Genomic DNA, 22,103 nt, shown 5'->3' on the forward strand with positions numbered 1-22,103 from the left:
ACGACCGTCCTCCGAGCAGGCCGCCGGCGAGAAGACAGACCGAGGAGCTTCACTGTGACTTCCGACAACTCTCCCGCTGAGCAGGGTCCGCTGAGGCGACGCACCGTCGTCGCCGGCGCCACCTGGTCCCTGCCCGTGATCGCCGCAGCGACGGCCACCCCGGCCGCCGCCGCCTCTGCCACGCAGACCCTCGTGTTCAGCTCCATCCCGACCATGATCGCGTGCATGCCCAACACGGCGCCGATCACGCTGACCCTCACCGGCGGCAACGTCGCGAACGTCCCCGTGCGGGTGAACACCCCGCCCGGCTTCCGCTTCGGAGGGAGCGGGACCGACACCTTCGTGACCGACGCGAACGGAGTCGCCACCATCCCGGTCGGCGGCGTCATCGCGGGCCCCTCGACCGGCTCGGCCCTCGCCTTCGGCGGCTCGGCGAAGACGAACGCCCCGTTCCCGGTCCGCCAGACCGGCGACCTGCAGTACAGCACGGGCCTCGCCACTGTTCCCGAGAACTCCGGATTCATCCACACCTCCTCGCAGGGTGTGAACGGCAACGTCTCCGTCAAGGCGAACGGCGACATCTGGCAGTACCGGCGGTCGGACGGCTGGCAGAAGCTCGGCACGGGCGCCTCCACGGAGCCCAGCACATCCGGGCTCACGCAGCAGCCGGACGGAACCTACAACGCGCACTGGATCAAGGACGGAGTCCTCCAGTACGGCAAGGCGCTCGCGACCGTTCCGAGCAACTCCGGATTCGTCCGCACCTACGGTCAGGGCGCGGACGGGAACGTCTCCATCAAGTCGAACGGCGACGTCTGGCGGTACAACCGCCAGACCGACGAGTGGACCCTTCTGGGCACCGGCGCCAGCACCGAGCCGAGCGCGGCCGGCATCTCCGCGAACCCGGCCGGGACCCTGAACGTCCACTGGATCAAGAACGGAGTCCTGCAGTACGGCACCGCAGCGGCCACCGTGCCGACCAACTCCGGATTCGTCCGCGTCTACGGCCTCGGCACCCGCGGCACGATCGCCGTGAAGTCGAACGGCGACATCTGGCGGTACACCCCGCAGGGCAACGTGTGGGACCTCGTCGGCACCGGAGCCAGCACCGAGCCGAGCGCCGCCGGACTGACCCAGCGGCCGGGCGGGACGTTCGAGATCCACTGGATCAAGGACGGGGTCCTGCAGTACGGCACCCGGCTCGCGACCGTTCCGGAGAACTCCGGGTTCGTCCGCACCTACGGTCAGGGAGCGGATGGGAACGTCTCCGTGAAGGCGAACGGCGACATCTGGTACTACAGCACGGCGCAGAACACGTGGACCAAGATCGGCTCCGGTGCCAGCACCGGCCCCGATGCGGCCGGGATCACCGCCCAGGGAGACGGCGCGCTGAACCCCCACTGGATCAAGGCGAGAACCGACTGCCGCTGATCCGCGCCCGGCGGCCCTCTCCGCCCGCGTCCTGCCGGACCGCGGGCGAGGAGGGCCGCCTCCGCCCTCCCGCCGAGGACGGGCGCCTCGTCCGAGGAGGAACGCGCCACCCCGTCTCGGCGCCCCTCCCCCGGCCTAACGTGGTCACCGCCCGCGCACCCCGTCCCCGCTGCGAAGGAGCCCGGTGACCGCTTCCGAGCAGCCGGCCGCCCCGCGCGGTCTCGTCGAGACGCTGCAGCTGAGCGGTCCCCGCGTGGAGGCGTGGCTGAGGAGCCTCGGCTGGGCGAGCGACGGAGCTCCGCCCCTGCACCTCGCCGGGGACGTGCTCGCCGTCGACGGCTTCCGGCTGAGCCGCCTCTGGCACACACCCGGCACGCTCCGGACCGACCCGCCCCTCCCCGCCCCCGACCGGGCCGAGGTCGACCTCATCGTCCCGGTCGCCGGCGAGATCGTCGTCGACGGCCCTCTCGAGGCCGCTCGTCTGCGGCCCGGCGGGCTCGCCCTCCTCCGACGCGACGACTCCGCTCGGTTCCGGGCGGAGGAGGACTCCGCCTGGCTGGCGCTGAGGACGTCCTGGGGCAGGCTCGGCCTCACGAGCGCACAGTCCGACGGGCCGTCCTGCACCCTGCTCGCCGCCGACAGCTACAGCGGCGCCTTCGTCTCCCTCGTCAACGCGACCCTCAACGCGGACCTCGCGGCGGGCGATCCCGGCTTCAGCGAGCTGCGCCGGGCGCTCGAGGCGACCGCGTCGGCCCTGATCAAGCAGAGCCTGCCGCCCGCCCGTCCGGAGGACGGACTCGAGGGCGTCCTCCTCCGCGCGATCGCCGTCATCGATGCGGAGGCGGGTGACGCGGACTTCACCGCCGGCGTTCTCGCGATGCGGCTCCGCGTCTCGCGGGCGACGCTGGACCGCGCCTTCCACCGCCGGGGCACGACCGTGGCCGCGACCCTCCGCGAGCGGCGCGTGCACCTCGCCGCGTCGCTGCTCGCCGCGAGCCCGTCGCTCTCGCCCTCGGCTCGCGCGGCCGTGGCCGAGCGGGCCGGCTTCCGGACGCTGAGGGCGATGGACCGCGCGCTGAGCCGTTCGCGCGACGTCGACCGCGGCTGATCCGACCGGACATCGGCGTACGCGTCGCTCCAGGATGCACTCGGGATTCGTCGAACCGGTTCGCCTCTCCTCTGGAGTGTCGGGAAATGATCCGGTTAGGCTCTTCACGTTGTCGTCAACATAGTGTTACCGTGAACATTGCCGCGTACGAAGCCGGCACACTCCCTCCCCTCAGCAATGGTGCCGACCCTGGAGCAAAGCGCGATGAAGCCTTTCCTGCGACCACTCGTCCTCGTGACGGCCGTGGCCCTCACCGTCCCCCTTCTGACGGCCCAGTCGGCGAGCGCAGCTCCCTCCGACAGCCTCGTCCTGCGCTACGCGCTCGACGAGACGAGCGGCACGACCGTCGCCGACAGCTCGGGCAAGGGCCGCACCGGCACGCTCGTCAACGGAGCCGCTCCTCGCGGAGCCGCGGGCGTCGCCCTCGACGGGACCGACGACTACGTCAAGCTGCCCGACGACCTGCTCGCGGGCCTGAACTCGATCACGGTCAGCACCGAGGTCCTGGTGAACGCGAACCAGGGCACGCCCTACTTCATCTGGGGCCTCGGCAACACGACGAACGGCGCCGGGAACGGCTACCTCTACACGACGGGCAACGGCTACAAGGCCTCGATCGCCACCGGCAACTGGACCACCGAGCAGACCGTCAACTCCAACGCGAACCTCGCGCGCAGCGTCTGGAAGACCCTCACCTACACGCTCGACGACGCGAGCGACACCGCACGCCTCTACCTCGACGGCACCCAGGTCGCGCAGCAGACAGGAGTGACCATCACTCCCGCCGCGATCGGCAACGGCACCACCACCGCGAACGCGATCGGCCGCTCCGTCTACACGGCGGACAAGACCCTCGCCGGCTCGGTCCGCGACTTCCGCGTCTACAGCACGGCGCTCAGCGCGGCCGACGTCGCGACCCTCCAGGCCCCGGACAGCACGCGCGTCTCCCGCGACTCCGCCGCCCTGGACCTCGGGAGCCTCTCCTCGGTCTCCGCGAACCTCACCCTCCCGACGACCGGCCCCAACGGCTCCGCCATCGCCTGGGCCTCGAGCAACTCCGCGGTCGTCTCGACCAGCGGAGTCGTCACGCCGCCCGCGACCGGGGTCGCCTCGGTCGAGCTGACCGCCACGACCACCCGCGGCTCGGCCACGGCCACCCGCACCTTCACCGCCACCGTGCCCGCCAAGGACGTGAACGCCGACGCCCAGAAGGCGCTCGACGCCCTCTCGATCGTCAACTCCGGCGACGTCCGCGGCAACGTGACGCTGCCCGCGAAGGCCGGCTCCTACGACGTCGCCTGGTCCTCCTCGAACACGGCCGTGCTCAGCACGACCGGCGTCGTGAAGCGCCGGTCCGCCGCCACGCCCGTCACACTCACCGCGACGATCGCCGGCACGACCGCGACCCGGCAGCTGCCCGTCACGGTGACCGCGGCTCCCGCGGACCTCGACACCGAGTACGACGCGGGCTACCTCTGGACCCACTTCGCCTCGACCGACTACGAGAAGATCTACTTCGGCTCCAGCACCGACGGTCTGCACTGGTCGAAGCTCAACAACGACAAGGCCGTGCTCGCCAACCTCGGCGGCACCCTCGGCGTCCGCGATCCGCACCTCGTGCGCTCCCCCACCGGCGACGAGTACTGGATCATCGGCACCGACCTGCACGCCGAGGGCACCGCTCCCGGCGGCACCTGGGACCAGACCAACGCGAGCAAGAACCTCGTCGTCTGGCGCTCGACGGACCTCGTGAACTGGAGCGATCAGAGCATCGTCTTCGCCGGCTTCCCCGACGCGGGCAACGTCTGGGCTCCTGAGGCGATCTGGGACGACGCGACCGGCCAGTACTACGTCTACTGGGCCGCCCGCGACAAGACGCTGACCGGCGGGGCCTCCGCCCAGCGCGTCTACGTCTCGACCACGCGCGACTTCGTCGGCTTCTCCACCCCGAAGGTCTGGCTGGACGAGAACCCCGCCGCCGGCGGCGGGAGCCGCGGCAGCATCATCGACACGACCATCGCGAAGGAGGGGGACACGTACTACCGCTTCTCCACCGCCGACTGGCGCACGGTCGTCGACAAGGCCCCGAGTCTCGCCGGCCCCTGGACCCGCGTGATCGGCTTCGGCGAGGAGAAGTCCCGCGGCCTCTCCGACCACCTCGAGGGCCTCACCGTCTACCAGCTGCCCGACGGCCGCTGGGTCGTCATGGGCGACTCGTTCGGCTACTCCGCCTACGTCACCGACACCCTCGCGGACATGCGGTTCACGGCGCTTCCTGTCGGCACCACCGGCGCGAACACGTACTCGTTCTCGAAGCCCTTCCGCCACGGCTCGGTGCTCCGCCTCTCGAGCGCTGAGGAGGCGCGCCTGACGGCCGCCTACGGCACCAGCAGCACCGGCCCCGCCGCGAAGCCGATCAACGCGGCCGGCGAGATCCTCCGCTACACCTTCGACGGCGGCTCGGGCACCACGGTGCGCGACAGCTCGGGCAACAACCAGAACGGCACGCTGCCCTCGGGTGGCACCTGGAAGGACGGCGCCCTGCAGCTCGACGGCACCGACGACTACGTCAAGCTGCCGAACGACCTGCTCGCCGGAGTGACGGACCTCACCATCCAGTCCGACGTCTGGATCGACCCCGCGCAGGGCGGCGCCTACTTCCTCTACGGCCTGGGCAACACCACGAACGGCGCCGGCGACGGCTACCTCTTCACCTCGGGCAACAACTACCGCACCAGCATCGCGACCGGGAACTACACCACCGAGCAGACCGTCGCCGGCGGCTCGGCCCTCCCCCGCGGCACCTGGGCGCACCTGACGTACACGCTCTCCGGCACCACCGGCACGATCTACCTCGACGGAGTGAAGGTCGCCAGCGGCACCGTCACGACCGACCCGAAGGACATCGGCGGCGGCTCCACCTCGGCGAACTACATCGGGCGCTCGAACTACGACGCCGACAACCGCTTCCGCGGCCAGATCCGCGAGTTCTCGGTCTACAACCGGGCCCTCAGCGCCTCCGAGGTGCTCGCCGCCTCCGGCAACACGTCGGCCCTGGTCGACCTGTCGCTCAGCGGCGACGTCCTGAAGACGGCCCCGATCGTCGACTCGGCGAGCAGGACGGTCACCTTCCCGGTGAAGCCGGGGACCGACCTGACGAAGCTCACCCCGACCTTCTCCACCGCGGCCGGCGTCACGGCGAGCCCCGCCTCCGGCACCGTCCGCGACCTCTCCACCCCGCAGACGGTCGTGCTCACGCCCGCCGCCGGCGGCACCGCGACCACCTGGACCCTGAAGGCCGTCGTCATGAAGTCCCCGGTCCTCGCAGGCCTGAACGCCGACCCGAACATCGCGGTCTTCGGCGACACCTACTACCTGTACGCGACCTCGGACGGCTTCGCCGGCTGGGGCGGCAAGACCTTCTACGCCTGGTCCTCGAAGAACCTCATCGACTGGACCCGCTCGGAGCAGCCCTTCCTGACGCTCGACGGCGCGAACGGCAACGTGCCGTGGGCGACCGGCAACGCCTGGGCGCCGACGATCATCGAGAAGAACGGGAAGTACTACTTCTACTTCTCCGGCGAGAACTCCTCGCTGAACCGCAAGACGATCGGAGTCGCCGTCTCGGACAGCCCGATGGGCCCGTTCACGGCGCAGCCGACCGCGATGATCACCAACGGCGAGTCCGTGCGGTCCGGCCAGGCGATCGACCCCGCCGCGTTCACCGACCCGAAGACCGGCAAGAGCTACCTCTTCTGGGGCAACGGCGACCCGCTCTACGGGGAGCTGTCCGACGACATGCTCTCGATCAAGACCGGCACGATCAAGAAGATCAGCGGTCTGACCGACTTCCGCGAGGGTGCGTTCCTGAACTACCGCGACGGTCTGTACCACCTCACCTACTCGATCGACGACACCGGCTCGGAGAACTACAAGGTCGGCTACGCCACCTCGACGAGCGTCGACGGACCGTGGACCTACCGCGGCGTGGTCCTCGAGAAGGACACCTCGCAGGGCATCCTCGCCACGGGCCACAACTCGATCGTCAACGTGCCCGGCACGGACGACTGGTACATCGCCTACCACCGCTTCGCCATCCCCGGCGGAGACGGCCAGCACCGCGAGACGACGATCGACCGGGTGACCTTCGACAAGACGACCGGGCTCATGCAGAAGGTCGTCCCGACCCTCACCAGCGTCGCCGCGCAGACGATCGTCGACACCGCGCCGCTCGCAGCCTCGATCACGGGGAAGGCGACGGTGGGCAGCACGCTGACCGCCTCCGCCTCCTCCCCGTGGACGGCGACCGGCTTCCAGTGGAAGCGCGGTGGGACCGCGATCAGCGGGGCGACGGCGTCGAGCTACACGCTCACCGCCGCCGACCGCGGAGCGACGATCTCGGTGGCCGTGACCGCCGCGAAGCCGCAGTGGACGCCGGCGACGGCCTCCGCCTCCGTCGGTCCCGTGACCGACTCGGCACCCGCGATCGCCGTGACCACGACCTCCACGACGCGCTGCGCCGCCGGGAAGATCGTCGTCACCGCGACCGCCACGAACCCGAACGCCTTCGCCGCGAAGATCGTGATCGGCACGACGTGGGGCTCCAAGAGCTTCGCCGACGTCGCTCCCGGCGCCACCGTCTCGGCCGCCTTCACCACCCGGGCGACGAGCGTGACCGACGGATCCGCGACCGCCACGGCGACCGCGTTCATCAGCGGGAAGCCGGCCACGGCCTCCGCGACCGCCCCCTACTCCGCGGCCAGCTGCAGCTGATCCGCGGGCACGACCCACACCCATTGAGATCGAGCCGGCGACGACGCCGGCCGGAGAACGGAGAACACCCGACATGAACACCCGATCCCTTCTGATCCGCGGAGCCGCTGGACTGGCCGGAGGCGTCCTCCTGCTCGGAGTCGCCGGAACGGCGTTCGCCGCCGAGGTCAACTACGGCAACGACGACGTCGACATCAACGTCGAGATCGCCGACCTCCCCGGGACCGGCGCCCTCTCGATGACCGTCGCCGCGGACTCGACGACGCTGACCGAGACCGGCTCGGACAACGTCCGCCGCCAGTTCACCGGCACCCTGCCCACCGTCACGGTCACCGACACCCGTGACGCCGCGGACGTCTCCCCCGACTCCGCGTGGTACGTCATCGGCACGGCGAGCGACTTCACGTCGGCCGACGGCTCGACCATCGGCGCCGAGAACCTCGGCTGGACCCCGGACCTGGTCGACGGTGGAGACCTCGGCGAGGTCGCCGCGGGCGATGAGGTCGGCACCGCCATCGACGGCGGCGCCAACGGCGTCGGCCTGAAGGGCAAGGAGCTGCTCGCGATCGTCGCCAGCAACTCCCAGCAGGTCAACCCCGAGGGCTCCTGGAGCGCCGACGCCGACCTCTTCCTCCGCACCCCCGTGAACGTGGACGCCGGCGCGTACTCGTCCACCATCACCCTGTCGCTCTTCGAGTGACCCGTCGCGGCCGGGGGACGCACTCCCTCGGCCGCGATCCCACCACGGCCGACGCGGCCGGGCCCGCCCGCCCGGCCGCGTCGTGCTTCCCCCGTGCGACCATGAGGTTCTGATGACTGCTCCGCGCCGCTCCGCCGCTCCCCGCCGCCCGCTCCTCCCCGCGCTGCTCGCGCTGATCGTCGCCCTCCTCGGCGCGGGGGTCGCTCCGGCGGCCGTCGCGGCCGACGGAGCGATCACCTGGGCGGTCAGCCCCTCCACCGACGGCGTCCCCGACAAGCGCGCGTGGGTCGAGCTCGAGCTCGCCCCCGGCGCGAGCGCCTCGGACGAGGCGGTCGTGCGGAACCTCAGCGACCAGCCCGTGACCTTCAGCATCACCAGCGCCGACGGCTACTTCACCGACACCGGCCGCTTCAACATGCTCAACTCGGACCAGGAGTCGGTCGACGCCGGGCTGTGGATCTCCGCCCCCGAGACCGTGACCGTCGATCCGGGCAGCAGCGGCGTGGTGCCGTTCACCGTGACGGTCCCCGACAACGCCACCCCCGGCGACCACGCCGCCGGCATCGCCGCCTCCGTGCTCTCGCAGGGCACCGAGGCGGGAGGCGCGAACGTCGGAGTGGAGAGCCGCATCGGCTTCCGCGTGATGACCCGCGTGACCGGCGAGGTGACCCCCTCCTTCTCCGTCGAGGACCTGGCCAGCGACTACCGCCTCTCCTGGAACCCGTTCCAGCCCGGCTCCCTCTCGCTCGTCGCCGACGTGGTGAACACTGGCAACGTGCGCCTGCTGCTCGACGGCACGGCGAGCGCCCAGGGCGCCACCGCCCCCGTCGTCGCGGCCGACGCGCCCCAGCAGGAGCTGCTGCCCGGCGACCGGCGCAGCGTCTCGGTGCAGCTCGACGGCATCTGGCCCCTCTTCGGGGTCGGCGCCGACCTGACCATCGCACCGACCGTCGCCGCCGCCGATCAGGAGCCGGTCGCCACCGCTCCCGTGACGGAGTCGATCACGGTCGCCGCCGTGCCGGTCCCGCAGCTGCTCGTGATCCTCGGGGTCGCCCTCATCCTCGCGGCGCTGCTCGCCGGGCGCTCGCGCTCGCGCCGCCGCATCGCCGCCCTGGTGCAGCAGGCCAAGGAGGAGGGCCTGCGCGAGGGCGCGCGCGTCTCCTCCTGAGCACCCCCTCCGCACGCTCCCTCCCCCCTCCCTGCCGCCGAGGGGCCCCGGGCCGTCGAGGGGACCCGCTACACCGGGTTCCCCCGACGGTCCAGGGTTCGCTCACCGCGCGGCCATGCGTCAGAGTGAGCGGATGACCACCACCTCCCTGGAGGCGCCGACTCGGCGTCTCGGCCTCATCGCGCTCATCGCGACCCTCGGCGGCCTCCTCTTCGGCTACGACACCGGCGTCATCAACGGCGCCCTGGAGCCGATGTCGGCCGAGCTGGGCCTCACCGCGCTGACAGAGGGGGTCGTCACCAGCTCGCTCCTCTTCGCCGCCGCGATCGGCGCGATCTCGGGCGGACGCCTCGCCGACGCCCTCGGGAGGCGGACCACGATCCGCCTGCTCGCCGTGCTCTTCCTCGTCGGCGCCCTCGTCTGCGTGGTGGCGCCGGGCTTCGGCGTGATGGTCCTCGGGCGGGCGGTCCTCGGACTGGCCGTCGGCGGCGCCTCGGTGGTCGTGCCGATCTACCTCTCCGAGATCTCCCCCTCCGAGATCCGCGGCTCGCTCGCCGGCCGCAACGAGCTGATGATCGTGATCGGCCAGCTCGCCGCCTTCGTGGCCAACGCCGTCATCGGCACCGTCTGGGGCGAGCTGCCCGGCGTCTGGCGGATCATGCTCGCCGTCGCCGCGCTCCCCGCCGCCGCGCTCCTGCTCGGCATGACCCGGGTCCCGGAGTCGCCGCGCTGGCTGATCGCGCACGGCCGCCGCGACGAGGCGCTCGACGTGCTCACCACCATCCGGACGCCCGACCGGGCCCATGCGGAGGCGGAGACCATCGCCCGCTCGATCGGCGCGAAGGACGGCCCGAGGATCCCCCTGCTGCAGGCGCTGCGCGAGCGCTGGGCGGTGCGCATCCTGCTGGTCGGCATCGGGATCGGAGTCGCCCAGCAGCTCACCGGCATCAACTCGATCATGTACTACGGCCAGTCGGTGCTGAAGGAGGCGGGCTTCGACCACGACGGCGCGCTCGTCGCCAACATCGCGCCCGGGGCGATCGCCGTGATCGGCGGCCTGATCGGGCTGCGGCTCATGCAGACGATGAACCGCCGCACGACCCTCCTGCTCGGCTACTCCCTGACCACCGCGATGCACTTCCTGATCGGCATCGCCTCCGTCGCGCTCCCCGTGGGGAACCCGGCGCGGCCGTACGTGATCCTGGTGCTGGTCGTCGCGTTCGTGGGGAGCATGCAGACGTTCCTCAACATCGTCACCTGGGTGATGCTGTCCGAGATCTTCCCGCTGCGGATCCGCGGCGTCGGCGTCGGCATCGCGATCTTCTGCCACTGGATCACGAACGCGGTGCTCGGCCTGTTCTTCCCCACCCTCGTCTCCGGCGTCGGCATCACCGGAACGTTCTTCCTGTTCGGCGCCGTCGGCCTGCTCGCGCTCGTCTTCATCTGGAAGCGCGTGCCCGAGACCCGCGGCCGCGCCCTCGAGGAGGTCGAGGCGGGCGTCGTCTCCGGCGAGCTCCTGCGCCGCTGACGCCCCTCCCCGGGATCCGCCTACTGGTAGGTGACGAGGTCGGGGAGGGGGCGCACCTCGGCCATGGTCTCGGCGGGGGTGAGCATGGGCGCGTCCTCGTCGTAGAAGTTCTTCCAGCCCCAGCCGATGCCCTCGGGGGCGCCCTCGTGCAGCGCGTCCCAGGTCGCCTGCTTGTCGGGCTGGGAGCCCTGGCCGTCGACGTGGATGAGGAACTCCAGCTCGGGCCGGTCGCGGCGGATGCTGTCGCGGTCCTGCAGCATCGACAGCCGGAACTGGTGCAGCACGAACATCTTCGGCGGCAGCCCCTCGCTCTGCACCAGGTCGGCCAGCCACTCCGACACGCTGTCGACCTCGGCGGCCGAGACGCGCCCGATCTGCTGCAGCGGCTTCTGGCCGGGCAGCAGGCGCCACTCCGGGTCGAGCGCGAGGCCGACGTTGGGCAGCGACAGGAGGTCCGCGTACTGCTTCGCCTGGGTGAGGAAGTCGGTCAGCCCCGACTGCAGGTCGAGCACCACGTACATCCCCGCCGCCTGCGCCGCGTCGATGTAGGGGCGGATGTCGGCGGCGTCGAGCTCGTTGGAGTAGTCGCCGTCCTTGCCGGGGTCGCCCGCCGCGACCGTGGTGATGATCTCGAGGCTCGGCACGACCTGCTTGTCGGTGAGCGCCCGGTACGGCTCGGCCACCGCCTCCGCCCGCGCGATCGTGGGCTCGAGGCCCTGCTCCCCCAGCACGCCGAGGACGGGAGCGCCCGGAGTGCCGTAGATCGCGACGAAGAGGTGCCCGCCGAACATCCGCTGGCCGCCGCCCGGCAGCTGCCAGCCGCTCGCGGCCGCGCGCACGGCCCACTCGGGCTCGGGCTGGGCGGCGAGCACGGGGCCGAGCAGCAGCGTGCAGGAGGCGTCGGCCTCGGCGATCGCGGTCACGGCTCCGCCCGAGGCGAGCAGGTCGTCGCCGTCGACCACGGTGACGGGCACGTCGGCCGCGCGGGCGGTCGCCAGTGCGGCGACGTCGGCGTCCTGCGCGCGGGCGAGAGCGTGCAGGCCGGTCAGGGCGTCGGCCCGGGCCGGGAGAGCGCCGAAGGGAGCGTCGGAGGCGGTGGACGGCGCCGCGGCGGCGAGGTCGGCGAGCGCCAGGTCGGTCACGGTCACGCCGGACGCGGTGCTGAGGGCGGCCGCGTCGGAGGCGGAGGCGACGACGTCGACGCCCTCGGGCGCGGTGACGTCGCCGATCGCGAGCACGCGGGTCACGCCGAGGCGGGCGAACTCGGCGGCGAGGGCGTCGGAGGTCGGAGCGGTGGAGGACGGTGTGGCGGACGGGGTGGCGGATCCGGTCGCGGAGTCGGACGGGCCCCCCGGATCGGACGGCGTCTCGGAAGCCGTGGATCCCGCGGCCGCGGCGTCCGCGGTCGGGGCGGCCGTCGCTCCGGATCCCGCCGAGCCGACCAGCAGCGGCACGCCCCAGGCGATGCTCACCTGGGCGGCGCGCAGGCGCGACTCGGCGACGTCCTCGACCAGGACGACCAGCGGAGCCGAGGCGAACAGGGCCGCACTCGCGGCGAGCGCGTCCGGGGCGAGCGCCACCGGCCCGCTCGGAGCCGCGGTGCGGGTGCGGGGCGCCTCCTGCTGAGCGTCGTCCGGAGCGGAGGAGTCGGGCGTGCAGGCGCTGAGCAGCGGGAGCACCGCGAGACCGCCGATCACGACGCTGCGGCGCGAGAGCCCGGAGCGGGAGGGGACGGAACGGGGTGTCGAGGGCATGGCAGGCCTCTCCTCTCGGAGCCCGATCGGGGCTCTCTGGTGCGTGGCTGGTCCTCTCGACTATCGCAGGCCCGGCGGCGGCGAGCGCCGAGGGAGCCGTCCCGGGCGCGCCTCCGACGCCGTCCGGACATGCAGAAGGGGAGCGGCGCCGCAGCTCCGCTCCCCTCCGAGTGGCTGGATCAGACCGTGCGGGGAGCCTTCGCGAGGTTGGCCTCGAGCTCCTCGCGGTTCTGCCGCACCACGTAGGCGGGGCGGTCGCGCTCGACGCGCCACGACTCGCTCAGCGGCGTGATCGCGACGGTGTCGAAGCCGATCCGGTCGTAGAGGTCGGTCACGAAGTGGATCGCCTCGGGGTAGTCGCTCGACGTCGCGAGGGCACGGCGGTCGGGCGTGCCGACCGGGGTGCCGTCGGTGGTGATGTCGGCGGCCATGATGTGGTTGAACGCCTTGACGACCTTCGACTCCGGGAGGTGCTGCTGGAGCATCTCGCTGGTCGTGGTCTCGCCCTTGTCGAGCGCCTCGATGCGGCCGTCGCGCTCGAAGTAGTAGTTGTTCGTGTCGAGGACGATCTTGCCGGCGAGCGGGGCGACCGGCACCTCCTCGAGGTTCTTCAACGGCACCGTCACCACGGCGATCTCGGCGGCCTCGGCCGCCTCCTGAGCCGTGGCGGCGCGGGCCTTCGGGCCGAGCTCCGCGATGAGGTCGGCGAGGGTCTCGGGGCCGCGCGAGTTCGCGATGACCACCTCGTCCCCGAGGGCGATGACCGCCCGTGCGACCTGGCTGCCGATGTTGCCTGCTCCGATGATTCCGTACGTCGTCATGCTGAGGAGAACGCGGAGGATGCCCCGGCATTCCGCTCTGCGGCGTTCTCCCACGCCGCACCCAGGTGGGCCCGTGCCTCCAGTAGCCTCGGTCCTCGGGCGCCGCTGCCCGAGAAGGAGTCCGTGATGCCGCAGTACGACCTCCCGCTCGACCTCCTCGAGCAGTACGCCCCCGAGATCGCCGAGCCCGCCGGGTTCGCCGAGTTCTGGCGCGACACGATCGCCGAGGCGAGGGCCGTCGCGACCGAGCCGCGCCTCGAGCGGGTCGACGCCGGCTTCGGACTGCTCGACACCTTCGACGTCACCTACTCCGGCTTCGGCGGCCACCCGATCCGCGCGTGGCTGATCCTCCCCCGCGGCGTCGAGGGCCCCCTCCCCGGGCTCGTGACCTTCATCGGCTACGGAGGCGGCCGCGGGCAGCTCGCGGAGTGGACCGCGATGTCGGCCGCCGGCTACGCGCACCTGGTCATGGACACCCGCGGCCAGGGGTCCGGGCACCGCTCCGGAGCGACGCCCGACCCGGTGGGCAGCGGGCCGCACGTCTCCGGCTTCATGACGCAGGGCATCGAGTCGCCCGCGGAGCACTTCTACCGCCGCGTCTTCACCGACGCCGTCCGAGCGCTCGACGTGCTGCGCGCGCACCCCGCGGTCGACGCCTCCCGCGTGGCCGTCTCGGGCGGCAGCCAGGGAGGCGAGATCGCTCTCGCCGTCACCGGGATCCTGGGCCTGCTCGGCGAGTCGGAGTCGGCGCGCGCCGCGATCGTCGACGTGCCGTTCCTCTCCCACATCCCGCACGCCGTCCGGCTGGTCGACACGATGCCGTACGGCGAGATCGTGCAGTACCTGCACACCCACCGCGGCGCCGAGGCGCGCGTGTTCGACACCCTCTCGTACTTCGACGGCACCTCCTTCGCCCCCTACGCGCAGTCCCCCGCGCTGTTCTCAGTCGCGCTCCGCGACGACATCTGCCCGCCGTCCACCGTCTACGCCTCCTACAACCGCTATGCCGGACCCCGCGAGATCCGCGTCTACCCCTTCAACGGCCACGAGGGCGGCGAGGCGTTCCAGATCGGCGAGCACGTGCGCTTCCTGGGGCGCGAGCTGGCGTAGGAGGAGGAGCCGCCCGGTCGGCGGACGGGGGCGGTGCGCCCCGGCGCATCACCCGTTCCGACTCTCGATCGTCGCGCTGCCGATGCGGTCCTCGAGGTCGGCCGGCTCGTCGAGGACGTCGCCGACCACCCAGACCTGCCGGGCGCCTCGACGGGCGTCGCATTGTGACGCCGTGCGTCGCGCTCGGTACCCGTTCGCTGCTCTTCTGGGCACTATCGACTCCATGACCCGCCAGATCCGCTTCAACGCCTTCGACATGAACTGCGTCGCCCATCAGTCCTCGGGCATGTGGCGCCACCCCCAGGACCAGTCCTGGCGCTACAAGGACCTCTCGTACTGGACCGACCTGGCGAAGCTGCTCGAGCGCGGCACGTTCGACGGCATCTTCATCGCCGACGTGCTCGGCACCTACGACGTCTACGGCGGCTCGAACGAGGCGGCGATCCGCCACGGCGCGCAGGTCCCCGTCAACGACCCGATCCTCCTCGTCTCGGCGATGGCCGCCGCGACCGAGCACCTCGGCTTCGGCATCACCGCGGGCACCGCCTACGAGCATCCGTACCCGTTCGCGCGGCGCATGTCGACGCTCGACCACCTGACGAAGGGCCGCGTGGGCTGGAACGTCGTCACCGGCTACCTCCCCAGCGCCGCCCGCAACATGGGCCACGAGGACCAGCTCGAGCACGACGACCGCTACGACGTCGCCGACGAGTACCTCGAGGTGCTCTACAAGCTGTGGGAGGGGTCGTGGGAGGACGACGCGGTCGTCCGCGACCGCGAGTCGGGCGTCTTCACCGACCCGGCGAAGGTGCACGAGATCGGGCACCGCGGCAAGAACTTCACCGTCCCCGGCATCCACCTCTCGGAGCCGTCGGTGCAGCGGACCCCCGTCATCTACCAGGCGGGAGCGTCGCCGCGCGGCATCCGCTTCGCGGCGGGCAACGCGGAGGCGATCTTCGTCGCGTCCTCGACGAAGGCCGGCCTGAAGGCGACCGTCTCGCGCATCCGCGACGCCCTCGAGGCGGCCGGCCGCGACCGCTACTCCGCGAAGATCTACACGCTGCTGACGATCATCACCGCCGAGACCAGCGAGGCCGCGCACGAGAAGCACCGCGACTACCTCTCCTACGGGAGCGAGGAGGGGGCGCTGGTCTTCATGTCGGGCTGGATGGGCATCGACCTGTCGCAGTACGACCTCGACGAGCCGATCGGCAACGTGAAGAGCAACGCGATCCAGTCGGCCGTCGCCAACTTCCAGGAGGCGAACGAGGACGGCTCGGAGTGGAAGGTCCGCGACATCGCCAAGCTCAGCGTTATCGGCGGGCTCGGCCCGTTCGTCGTCGGCTCGCCCGCGGAGGTCGCCGACCACCTCCAGGAGTGGGTCGAGGAGACCGACGTGGACGGGTTCAACCTCGCCTACGCGATCACGCCCGGCACCTTCGAGGACGTGGTGGAGTTCATCGTGCCGGAGCTGCGCCGCCGCGGTGCGTACCCGGAGGAGTACGTCGAGGGGAGCCTCCGCCAGAAGCTGCACGGCCGCGGCGACCGGCTGCCGGAGGAGCACCTCGGCGCCGGCTTCCGCTACGCGCCGGCGGCGGTCTGACGACAGGGGGCGCCGGGCGGCCGGTGGGGGCGGGGGTCTCGATACGCCGCTCCGCGGCCGCGCCGGACGCACGAGCACCCCGCCGCGATGCGCGACGGGGTGCTTGTGACGTGCGGAGGGGCTCAGCCCTCGAAGGTGGCGTCGAGCGTGATGTCGACTCCGGTGAGCGCCTTGCTGACGGGACAGGTCTCCTTGGCCTCGTCGGCGGCCTTGAGGAAGGCGGCCTCGTCGATGCCGGAGACCTCGCCGCTCACGATGAGCTTGATGCCGGTGAGCTTGAATCCGCCGGCCGAGTCCGGGCCGAGCGAGACGTCGGCGCGGACGTCGAGCGCCTCGACGGTGCCGCCGGCCTGGCCGAGGACGGCCGAGAACTGCATCGCGTAGCAGGCGGAGTGGGCGGCCGCGAGGAGCTCCTCGGGGCTGGTCGAGCCGTTGGCGTCGTCGGCGGCGCGCTTGGGGAACGAGACGTCGTAGGTGCCGATCTTCGAGCTCGAGAGCTCGACCTGGCCCTCGCCGGTCTCGAGCGAGCCGTTCCAGGCGGTGCGTGCGGTACGAGTGGGCATGAGTCCTCCTTGGGGGGGCGGGGAGAACCGTAGAACGATCGTTCTCCCCTGATGCGCCGAGCCTAGGTGGAACGCGCGGCGTCCTGCAACCACCGGCCTCGGACCCTCGGCGAGATGCCAGTCCGGTGCGCCTCCGTCGGCGTGTCGCGTACGGGAGCGGCTCTCGCGGAGGAGAGGACGGGGGCCTCGGTTCAGTGCACGAGCTTCAGGCCGACGACGCAGCCGACGATCCCGAGGACCAGCAGCGTGCGCACGAGCGAGAAGCCCTCGCCGCCGAAGAACATGCCGTAGAGCACGGTCAGCGAAGCGCCGATCCCGACCCAGACCGCGTACGCGGTGCCGGTGGGCAGCTCGCGCATCGCGTAGGCGAGGCCGGCCATGCTCGCGACGACGCCGACGCCGAAGACGACCGACGGGCCGAGCCGGGTGAATCCCTCCGACTTGCCGAGGGCGGTGGCCCACACGGCCTCGAGGACACCGGAGAGGATGAGGACGATCCAGGACATGACAGCTCCTACGAGTCAGTCTTGTCGCGTTCCGGGTACTGCTCCCTCGTCCGGTCGCCGTCATCGGCTCCGGACAGTCTGCCCGTGCGCGCTGGGCAGGCCCTGGGCAGCGCGCGGCGGGGGCGGAGCCGCCGCGACCGCGGCTCCGCCCGCCGCCCTCAGCGCGGCTGAGCCGGGTTCGTCGGCACTCCGTGCGAGGGCGGATTGATCGCCGGACCGGACGTCGCCGGCGAGACCGGCGATCCGGACGACGAGCGGGACACCTCGGGCAGCGACTCCGGCACGCTGCCTGCCGGCTCCGCTCCCCCGCGCAGCTGCTCGAGACGCGAGTGCAGGATCGTCGTCACCGGCAGGCGGTGCCCGTGCGCCTCCTCGTAGGCGAGCAGCACGCCGAGGCCGGCCTCGTCGAGCGGGCGGATGCGCTCCGCGAGCGTGCCGAGCGGGATGTCGTTCCAGTCGGGGAGCGGCAGCTCCTCGCGGGAGGGTGTGTCGGTCATTCGTGCTCCTTCCGTTCCCTCCATCCCACGCCTCGGACGGCCGTCCGCCCAGGGGCTTGACCGGTCGCGGGGAGAGCGCGGCGGTCGGGAGGGACGGTCCGGCGGAGCGGCGGCCCCGCCGGGACCGTCAGCGGATCAGGCGGTGCGGCGGGACGAACGACGGGTCGCCAGGTGCACGAGGACTCCGACCACGAGGAGGATCCCCGCGTAGAGCCAGACGATCGGGTCCTGCTGGCTGAGGAGCAGCACGCACGAGGCGACGCCGAGCACGGGGATCGCCGTCCACACGCGGAAGTGGTCGTGCTCGACCTTGTCGCGCCGCAGCACGAGCACCGAGACGTTCGTGCTGATGAACACCAGCAGGAGGAGCAGCACCACGGTCTCGGCGAGGGTCGCCAGATCGCCGACCAGAGTCAGGAGGCACGCCGCCAGCGTGGTCACCGCGATGGCCACCCACGGCGTCCGGCGCTTCGGCAGCACGAGGCCGAGCACGTCCGGGAGGAGGCCGTCCTTCGCCATGCCGTAGGTGACGCGGCTCGCCATGATCATGGTCAGCAGCGCTCCGTTGGCGACCGCGACGAGCGCGATCAGGCTGAACAGCCATGCCGGCACCCCGGCTCCGCTCGCCGTCACGACGTCGAGCAGCGGGGCGGAGGATCCGGACAGCTCGTCGGCGGGCAGCGCGATCGAGCTCGCGAGGCCGACCAGGACGTACACCGCGCCGGCCGTCAGCAGCGAGCCGAACAGCGCGCGCGGGTAGACGCGGCTGGGGTCGCGGATCTCCTCGGCGATGTTGGCCGAGGTCTCGAAGCCGACGAAGGAGTAGTACGCGATGATCGCCGCGCCGAGCACCGCCAGCGCCGGCGCCTGCTCGGAGCTGAGCTCGACCGTGCGGGCGAGGTCGCCGCCTCCGCCCGCCACCAGCAGCGCGACGCATCCGATCACGATCAGCAGGCCGCCGACCTCGATCACGGTCATCACCGTGTTGCTGAGCAGCGACTCCGCGACGCCCCGCGCGTTGAGGCACGCGACGAGGATCAGGAAGACGATGGCCGTCGGCACGGTCGGCACGTCGAGGAAGGTGCCGAGGTAGTCGCCGGCGAACGCGAGCGACAGACCGGCCGCGCTGGTCACTCCGGCCGCGAGCATGGCGAAGCCGACCAGGAACGAGACGATCGGGCGCTTGAACGCCCGCTGCGCGAACACCGCCGCGCCTCCCGCCTTCGGGTACTTCGTCACCAGCTCGGCGTAGGAGCCGGCGGTCAGCAGCGCGAGGCCGAGCGCGAGCAGGAGGGGCATCCAGACGGCACCGCCGACCTCCGCCGAGAGCGTGCCCATGAGGGCGTAGATGCCCGCGCCGAGGACGTCGCCGAGGATGAAGAAGTAGAGCAGCGGGCCGGTGATGCGGCGGCGCAGGGAGGTGCCGCCGGCCTCTCCGGTCGCGGGGGCGTCGCTCGTGGTGGCCATATCGTCCTCTCGTCGCGCGCTCGGGAGCGAGCACGACGGGCCACGCTAGAGAGGAGGGGGCCGGGAGGTCGAGAAGGTTGACCAGGCGGGGTCGAGGGCGCTACACCCGCGGGACGGGGCGTCTGCGGAGCGGGCGCCTGCGGGCCGGACGCGTCCCCGGCCGGGCACGGCATGCCGCGCCCCGCGCCGGCCGTCAGCCGAGGACGACGTGCTCCCCGCCGCGCTGCTCGGCGATCTCCTCGCCGACCTCCTCCGCCTCCTGACGCGACTCGTGGTGGCTCAGCGGGACCCGGGCGTGGGCGATGCGGTTGTGCCAGCCCTGCTCGTCGGAGTAGGTCTCGATGGGGAGGACGGTCGTGGTGCTCATGGTGCTCCTTCGTAGTGGTCCCTCCATGGCACCTCGCGCCCCCCGCCGCTCGGGAGAGGGTTGACGCGAGCCCGTGTCTCGAGCAGGACCAAGGCGTCTCGGCGGCCCAGCAGCGAGCGGCGGCGGCGCGGCGGGTCAGGGCGAGACCATGCCGCCGTTCACGTTGAGGGTCTCGCCGGCGACGAAGCTCGACTCGGCGGACGCCAGGAACACGTAGGCCGGGGCCTGCTCGGCGGGCTGCGCGGCACGGCCCATCGGCGACTCGCTGGAGCCGAAGTCGGGCAGGCTCTCGGGGTCGACGCCGCCGCTCACCTGCAGGGCGGTCCACGTCGGGCCGGGCGCCACGACGTTCACGCGGATGCCCTTCGCGGCGAGCTGCTGCGCGAGGCCCTTCGAGAGGTTGTTGATCGCGCCCTTCGTCATCGCGTAATCGAGGCGGTCGGGGGCGGGCTTGTGCGCCTCCGCCGACGCCGTGTTGATGATGGTGGCGCCCGCGGGCAGGTGCGGGAGGGCCGCGCGGATGATCCGGAACGGAGCGAAGACGTTGACCGCGAAGGTCGCCTCGAACTGCTCGTCGGTGATGTCGAGCAGGTCCTCCTTCCAGATCTGCTTCCCGGCCACGTTGACCACCGCGTCGAGCCCGCCGAGGCCCTCGACCGCCTCCGCCACGAGCCGCGTGCAGTACTCGGCACTCGTGAGATCGCCGGGGATCGGCACGGCGGTGCGCCCCTCCGCGCGGATCAGCCCGATCACGTGCTGCGCGTCCTCCTCCTCGCTCGGGAGGTAGGCGAGGGCGACGTCGGCCCCCTCGCGGGCGAAGGCGATGGCCACGGCTGCGCCGATCCCGGAGTCGGCTCCCGTGATGAGCGCGCGGCGGCCCGCGAGCCTGCCGGTGCCGCGGTAGCTCTCCTCGCCGAGGTCCGGCACCGGGGTCATCCGCGACTGCAGCCCGGGCTCGGGCTGCTGCTGGACCGGCGGAGTCACGTCCGGGTACTGGGTGGCGGGGTTCGTGAACGTGTACTGGTCGGGCATGGCTCCTCCGTCCGCGGCACCCGGATCGGGCCGCTCCCCTCCATCCCAGGCGAGCCGCGCCTCCGGGGCCACCCCGTGCACGGGCGGGCGGCGCTGTGGTAGCCGGCGCCGCGGACCAGGAGCCGCCTCCGGTGAGGCCGCCCGTGCCGTGCCGTGCCGACCGCTGACGGTGCGTCTGGGCCTCGAGTGGCGGGACGTCAGCCGCACCAGGCAGGAGCAGGAGGTCGTCCGCCTCAGCAGCGGACCGGTGTCCTGTTGCGGACATGTCCACCCTCGGACACGGCCTGAGACCTACCTTTCGTTCATGATCGAATCCTCGAAGAAGTCCCGCCGGCGTGGACTGAAGAACGCCGGAATCGCCGTCGCCGTCGCCTTGGCGGTCGTCGCCGGCGGGAGCGCCGCGGCATCCGCTGCGACGACGACGTCGCCCGCCTACTACGGATGCCTGCAGCAGGGCCTCCTCTTCAAGGTCGGCACGACCTCGCCGACGTGCCCGAAGGGCGCCACCACGGCCAGCTGGAACCTGCAGGGACCGGTCGGCAAGACGGGGCCGGCGGGCGTTCCCGGAGCAGTGGGACAGGTCGGCAGGACCGGCGCCACGGGCGCGGTGGGCTCTACGGGTCCTGCCGGAGCAGTGGGGCCGATCGGTTCTCCGGGAGCGGACGGGGCGGACGGGGCGCCTGGTCCCGCCGGAGCGGACGGAGAGATCGGCGCGACGGGAGCGGACGGAGCCGCCGGCCTCCCCGGAGCAGACGGAGCCCCCGGCCTCCCCGGAGCAGACGGAGCCCCCGGCCTCCCCGGAGCAGACGGAGCCCCCGGGCTCCCCGGAGCAGACGGAGCCCCCGGGCCGATCGGAGAGATCGGAGCCACCGGAATGGACGGAGAGACCGGGCCCGCAGGGCCTCCCGGAGCGGATGGAGCGGCCGGACCCGCCGGACCCGCGGGCGGAGGCGCCACATACGCCACAGTCACCGCGACCAGGACTGGAATCTACGCGAACAACGTGCAGACACTCTCCGCCACCTGCACCGGCGCGACGCCGAATGTCATCGGAGGCGGTTTCTCCTGGACCGAGGTCGACGGCAGCAGCCCCTACAAGTCGGAGGTCTCCACGAGCGCTCCGGTCGGATCCGGTACATGGACCGTCACCGGGTCCGCCTACGCCGTCAACGGCACGCTGACCCTCAGCGTCTACGCACTCTGCGCGTCGTGACCACGGTCTGAGGCGCGGACTCCGGGGCCGTCGAGAGGGGGCGGCCCGACCCTCGGTCGCGGCCGCCCCTCGCGATGCGCCCGGCCGACGCCGCCGTGCGCTCGCCTGGGCTCGGACGGAGACGACCGCGGCCGGGCGGTCGGGCCTCGCTGAGGTGACGGCGAGGCGGGCGGAGTGCGGCTCGCCCGTGCGGAGCAGGAGGAGCGAGGAACCCGGCTCGCCCGTGCGGGGCGGGTGGAGCACGGAGCCGTAGGAGTGTGCAGCGGCAGAGTGGACGGACCAGCCGCTGACCCGGACGGAGGAGCCTTCGACAGGGCGGTCGAGCCGGTCCGGACCCGAGGAGAGCGCCGACGACGACGACCCCGCGCGCCGACGCCGTGCGGGCGTGCGAGGCTTGATGGTCGTCCCCCTCCCGCCCGCACGGCGTCGGCGCGCGGGGTCGTCGTCGTCGGCGCTCTCCTC

The 22,103-nt window shown here is 72.2% G+C and carries 17 protein-coding genes and 1 riboswitch; of the genes, 9 read left to right on the forward strand and 8 right to left on the reverse strand.

Annotated elements, in window-relative coordinates:
- Positions 1–54 precede the first annotated feature (54 nt).
- The 6 genes from C5C57_RS14050 (at position 55) to C5C57_RS14075 (ending at position 10,708) form a co-directional block, all read left to right on the forward strand.
- Positions 55–1,431: a hypothetical protein gene (locus C5C57_RS14050; RefSeq protein WP_104261070.1), complete on the forward strand. Its 1,377-nt coding sequence runs from the start codon at positions 55–57 to the stop codon at positions 1,429–1,431.
- A 184-nt stretch (positions 1,432–1,615) separates the two neighbouring features.
- On the forward strand, positions 1,616–2,539 hold the full coding sequence (locus tag C5C57_RS14055; RefSeq protein WP_104222387.1) for a helix-turn-helix domain-containing protein: 924 nt from the start codon (positions 1,616–1,618) through the stop codon (positions 2,537–2,539).
- Between the two features lie 204 nt (positions 2,540–2,743).
- Complete coding sequence (locus C5C57_RS14060; protein ID WP_181069222.1) at positions 2,744–7,312, forward strand: family 43 glycosylhydrolase; 4,569 nt, start codon at positions 2,744–2,746, stop codon at positions 7,310–7,312.
- A 73-nt stretch (positions 7,313–7,385) separates the two neighbouring features.
- Positions 7,386–8,012: a hypothetical protein gene (locus C5C57_RS14065; RefSeq protein ID WP_104227017.1), complete on the forward strand. Its 627-nt coding sequence runs from the start codon at positions 7,386–7,388 to the stop codon at positions 8,010–8,012.
- 112 nt (positions 8,013–8,124) lie between these two features.
- Positions 8,125–9,180 (forward strand): WxL protein peptidoglycan domain-containing protein, encoded by a 1,056-nt coding sequence (locus C5C57_RS14070; RefSeq protein ID WP_104222384.1) that lies wholly within the window; start codon positions 8,125–8,127, stop codon positions 9,178–9,180.
- Positions 9,181–9,313: 133 nt separating this feature from the next.
- Positions 9,314–10,708: a sugar porter family MFS transporter gene (locus tag C5C57_RS14075; RefSeq protein ID WP_258060020.1), complete on the forward strand. Its 1,395-nt coding sequence runs from the start codon at positions 9,314–9,316 to the stop codon at positions 10,706–10,708.
- Between the two features lie 20 nt (positions 10,709–10,728).
- On the opposite strand, the gene C5C57_RS14080 is transcribed toward C5C57_RS14075, so the two are convergent.
- Positions 10,729–12,462, reverse strand: coding sequence for a hypothetical protein (locus C5C57_RS14080; protein WP_104297752.1), 1,734 nt, complete (start codon positions 12,460–12,462; stop codon positions 10,729–10,731).
- Positions 12,463–12,641: 179 nt separating this feature from the next.
- Positions 12,642–13,283: an NADPH-dependent F420 reductase gene (locus C5C57_RS14085; RefSeq protein WP_104222381.1), complete on the reverse strand. Its 642-nt coding sequence runs from the start codon at positions 13,281–13,283 to the stop codon at positions 12,642–12,644.
- Between the two features lie 126 nt (positions 13,284–13,409).
- Between C5C57_RS14085 and C5C57_RS14090 the strand changes: the two genes are divergently transcribed.
- Together C5C57_RS14090 and C5C57_RS14095 are read left to right on the forward strand one after the other, a co-directional pair.
- Positions 13,410–14,393 (forward strand): acetylxylan esterase, encoded by a 984-nt coding sequence (locus C5C57_RS14090; protein WP_104297753.1) that lies wholly within the window; start codon positions 13,410–13,412, stop codon positions 14,391–14,393.
- A gap of 223 nt (positions 14,394–14,616) precedes the next feature.
- Positions 14,617–15,996, forward strand: a complete 1,380-nt coding sequence (locus C5C57_RS14095; protein ID WP_104247810.1) for an LLM class flavin-dependent oxidoreductase — start codon at positions 14,617–14,619, stop codon at positions 15,994–15,996.
- A 122-nt stretch (positions 15,997–16,118) separates the two neighbouring features.
- On the opposite strand, the gene C5C57_RS14100 is transcribed toward C5C57_RS14095, so the two are convergent.
- The 6 genes from C5C57_RS14100 to C5C57_RS14125 all read right to left on the reverse strand — a co-directional run bounded on the left by C5C57_RS14100 (position 16,119) and on the right by C5C57_RS14125 (position 20,428).
- Positions 16,119–16,559: an OsmC family peroxiredoxin gene (locus C5C57_RS14100; protein WP_104222378.1), complete on the reverse strand. Its 441-nt coding sequence runs from the start codon at positions 16,557–16,559 to the stop codon at positions 16,119–16,121.
- A gap of 191 nt (positions 16,560–16,750) precedes the next feature.
- Positions 16,751–17,065 carry a multidrug efflux SMR transporter gene (locus tag C5C57_RS14105; RefSeq protein ID WP_104222377.1) on the reverse strand — a complete coding sequence of 105 codons (315 nt, stop codon included), beginning with the start codon at positions 17,063–17,065 and terminating at the stop codon, positions 16,751–16,753.
- A gap of 9 nt (positions 17,066–17,074) precedes the next feature.
- A riboswitch (guanidine-III (ykkC-III) riboswitch) is annotated at positions 17,075–17,138 on the reverse strand.
- Positions 17,139–17,223: 85 nt separating this feature from the next.
- A complete protein-coding gene (locus C5C57_RS14110; protein ID WP_104227024.1) occupies positions 17,224–17,562 on the reverse strand; it encodes a hypothetical protein in 339 nt (112 codons plus the stop codon).
- A 135-nt stretch (positions 17,563–17,697) separates the two neighbouring features.
- Positions 17,698–19,029: an APC family permease gene (locus C5C57_RS14115; RefSeq protein WP_104297754.1), complete on the reverse strand. Its 1,332-nt coding sequence runs from the start codon at positions 19,027–19,029 to the stop codon at positions 17,698–17,700.
- A gap of 193 nt (positions 19,030–19,222) precedes the next feature.
- Entirely contained in the window at positions 19,223–19,396 is a 174-nt protein-coding gene (locus tag C5C57_RS14120; protein ID WP_159940661.1) for a DUF2188 domain-containing protein, read from the reverse strand.
- A gap of 135 nt (positions 19,397–19,531) precedes the next feature.
- On the reverse strand, positions 19,532–20,428 hold the full coding sequence (locus C5C57_RS14125; RefSeq protein ID WP_104227027.1) for an SDR family oxidoreductase: 897 nt from the start codon (positions 20,426–20,428) through the stop codon (positions 19,532–19,534).
- Positions 20,429–21,431: 1,003 nt separating this feature from the next.
- On the opposite strand from C5C57_RS14125, the gene C5C57_RS18365 reads away from it, so the two are divergent.
- Entirely contained in the window at positions 21,432–21,641 is a 210-nt protein-coding gene (locus C5C57_RS18365; protein ID WP_146086531.1) for a hypothetical protein, read from the forward strand.
- The last annotated feature ends 462 nt before the right edge of the window (positions 21,642–22,103 follow it).

Origin of the sequence: Rathayibacter sp. AY1C5, assembly GCF_002931705.1 — a bacterium.
GTDB lineage: Bacteria > Actinomycetota > Actinomycetes > Actinomycetales > Microbacteriaceae > Rathayibacter.